General features: G+C 58.3%; 3 protein-coding genes. All 3 read left to right on the top strand.

Annotated elements, in window-relative coordinates; genetic code table 11:
• The coding region (locus tag KGB28_RS00240; RefSeq protein ID WP_223441010.1) for a hypothetical protein at positions 1-189 on the top strand (189 nt) is incomplete at its 5' end.
• 377 nt (positions 190-566) lie between these two features.
• Positions 567-2,243, top strand: a complete 1,677-nt coding sequence (phaC, locus tag KGB28_RS00235; protein WP_223441008.1) for a class II poly(R)-hydroxyalkanoic acid synthase — start codon at positions 567-569, stop codon at positions 2,241-2,243.
• A gap of 158 nt (positions 2,244-2,401) precedes the next feature.
• On the top strand, positions 2,402-3,368 hold a 967-nt coding region (locus KGB28_RS00230), incomplete at its 3' end, for a transposase (RefSeq protein WP_223441006.1).

The raw sequence follows: 3,368 nt of genomic DNA, 5'->3' as shown, positions 1-3,368 counted from the left end.
CAAGCACTCAGGCAGCAACGTGACTTGCGTCCGAGCCTCACCTTCAATGAATCGCTTCATGATCGCCCCCAATACGATCTAGACGATCAGAAGGTTAGACAAACACTGGCGTTTTCACACAGCCTGGGTCGTTTTCTGCCCTTCGTGACAGGCAACGATCGGCCAAAAAGCTGCCGTTGCCGCTCATGACGATCTACTAATGGCCACTCGCTTGCGGTCGTCTCTTGTGCGTGCATTGGTCAACCGGATGCAAACGGTGGTCACCACGCATGCAAATGCCTGTTCAGTAGCAATGCAATCTGGTGGTCATGTGCGATGCAATTACGCGCTTTAACATCGCCATGCACAATCCCGGATCAAAGGTCACGGTTTGTCATGAAGTGAAAAAGCGTTGTCGTCAAATGAAATGTTGGCCACTCCCCCGTCTATAGACTGCTCCTCAAGATCTGTGCGGTCTGCCCTGCCCTTCTGCGGCTCGCCCGCCCGGCCGGCACACAACCCGATCGCTTGCCAGCAGCCCTATAACGTCCGGGCGCCCGTCTTGGGTGCCTTACCGGAGTGTCACAATGAACAAGAAAGATAAAGACCTCTCCCAGCAATCTGCCATGCACACGTTGAGCCTGAATCCGGCGTTCGGTCCTCGCGGGCGCGACCTGCTCGGCACCGCCCGCATGGTCCTGCGACAAGTGTTGAAGCAACCTGTGCATAGCGCTCGGCATATGGCTGCATTCGGCGTTGAGCTGAAAAACGTCCTGCTCAACCGCTCGCAGCTCGAGCCAGCGGCCGCAGACAAGCGCTTCGACGAGCAGACCTGGCGGCACAACCCGCTGTACCGTCGCTACATGCAGACTTACCTGGCCTGGTGCCAGGAGATGAACGACTGGATCAGCACCAGCAACCTTAGCGAACAGGACGCTCAGCGTGGTCAGTTCGTCATTGGCCTGCTGACCGAGGCGATGGCGCCGACCAACACCTTGGCCAACCCGCTAGCGCTCAAGCGCTTCTTTGAAACCGGCGGCAAGAGCGTTCTGGATGGCTTCTCGCAGTTGACCCGGGACCTGATCGAAAACGGCGGCATGCCCAGCCAGGTGGACAAGACGACTTTCGAGGTGGGCCTCAACCTGGGCATCACCGAAGGCGCGGTGGTGTTTCGCAATGAGTTGCTGGAGTTGATCCAGTACAAGCCCCGTACCGAGCGGGTACAGGCGCGTCCGTTGTTGGTGGTGCCGCCACAGATCAACAAGTTCTACCTGTTTGATCTGACGCCGGAAAAGAGCCTGATCCGTTTTCTCCTCGACAGCGGTATCCAGACCTTCGCCATCAGTTGGCGCAATCCGGGCAAGGCACAGCGTGAATGGGGGTTTTCCAGCTACATAGAAGCCCTGAAGGAAGCGATCGACGCAGTTCTTGCAATAACCGGCAGTGCTGACCTGAACACCTTCGGAGCCTGTTCCGGTGGCTGCACCATGTCCTCGCTGTTGGGTCACTACGCCGCACTGGACGAGAAAAAGATCAATGCCTTTACCCTGGCGGTCAGCATGTTGGACATACGCCCCGACACCCAGGTCGGGCTGTTTGCCGACGAGAAGACCCTGGAGGCAGCCAAGCGTCGTTCCTGGCAGGCTGGCGTGCTGGAGGGCCGCGAGCTGGCCAAAGTCTTCGCCTGGATGCGCCCCAATGACTTGATCTGGAGTTACTGGATCAACAACTACCTGCTCGGCAAAGAGCCGCCGGCATTCGATGTCCTCTACTGGAACAACGACACCACCAACCTGCCAGCCACGCTGCACGGCGAATTCATTGATATGTATCAGACCAATCCGTTCGCCCGCGCCGGTGCCCTGGAGGTCTGTGGCACACCGATAGACCTCAGTCAGGTCACCAGTGACTTCTACTGCATCGCAGGCCTGAGCGATCACATTACCCCGTGGGACGCCTGCTACCGCTCCATGCATCTGTTTGGCGGTCAGGGCGAGTTCGTGGTGTCCAACAGCGGGCATATCCAGAGCATCCTCAACCCGCCGGGCAACCCCAAGGCACGCTTCATGACCGGCAGTAACCTGCCAGTCGAGGCTCAGGAGTGGATGGAAGCTGCCAGTCAACAGCCGGGTTCCTGGTGGCCCCACTGGCAGGCGTGGCTGCAGGCACGCTCGGGCGATCGCAAAAAGGCTCCCGCAAAACTGGGCAACAGGGCTTATGCCGCTGCTGAGGCTGCGCCGGGTACCTACGTGCACATGCGCTGAACCTGCAGTCATCGGATCTGTGCCAGCTACGACAGGCTGCTTTGGGTCGACTGCAGCCCTTCGTGACGGGCAGGTATCGGCCGATTGTGTTGAAAAAGTAGCTCCCCTGTCTGGCCTGCGGCAAAATCTCTGCATTGGCCAGCAGGGAAGCACGCAACATGATGGGACAGTTATCGAGTGGGCAGGAGCGACTGTTTTACTCGTTCAACCTTGAAGATCACATCCCCGCCAATCACCTTCTGCGCAGCATTGATCGGTGTCTCGATCTGAACGATCTGCGCCATTACCTCGCCGATTTCTATAGCCCGATTGGGCGTCCGTCGATTGATCCCGAACTGATGATTCGCATGCTGATCGTGGGCTATTGCTACGGCATTCGCTCAGAGCGGCGGTTGTGCGAAGAGGCCCATTTGAGCCTGGCGTATCGCTGGTTCTGCCGGTTAAGCCTTGAAGATGAAGTCCCCAATCACTCGACCTTTTCCAAGAATCGACATGGCCGTTTTCGGGACAGTAATCTGTTTCGCTGGTTGTTCAATGAAGTGCTGCGTCGCTGCATGGACGCAGGTCTGGTCAAGGGCGAAGGCTTTGCCGTGGACGCCAGCATCATCAAAGCGGATGCGAGTCGGCAGCGCGGCGTACCGGGTGATGAACAGGTCAACTGGAGCGATCCGGCCCTGAGCACCCGCGCCGTGCGTGAGTACCTTGAGGCACTTGATGAAGAGGCTTTGGCCGAAACGCTACCGAAGCGACTATCGCTGACGGATCCTCAGGCTCACTGGACCGCTGCTCCAGGCGGCCCAGCGTTCTACGCTTATTCCACGAATTATCTGATCGATACCGAGCACGGCGTCATCGTGGATGTGGAACCCACACCGGCTCATCGCACGGCCGAGGTCGAGAGCACCAAGACCATGATCGATCGCGTTGATGCGCAGTTCGACATCAAGCCGGAACGCCTCATCGGCGATACCGCGTACGGCACCGCGCCGATGCTGGCCTGGATGGTGGAGGAAAAAGACATCGAGCCACATGTGCCGGTGTGGGATAAAACTGAGCGCAAGAACGACAGCTTTTCGAGTAACGATTTCCACTGGAATGAAGAGGCCGAGGAATACCGCTGCCCAG

The organism is Pseudomonas sp. BF-R-19, from assembly GCF_019956445.1.
GTDB lineage: Bacteria > Pseudomonadota > Gammaproteobacteria > Pseudomonadales > Pseudomonadaceae > Aquipseudomonas > Aquipseudomonas fluorescens_BH.
Note: the sequence above shows the minus strand (reverse complement) of the source record. Positions and strands in the feature narration are given on the sequence as shown.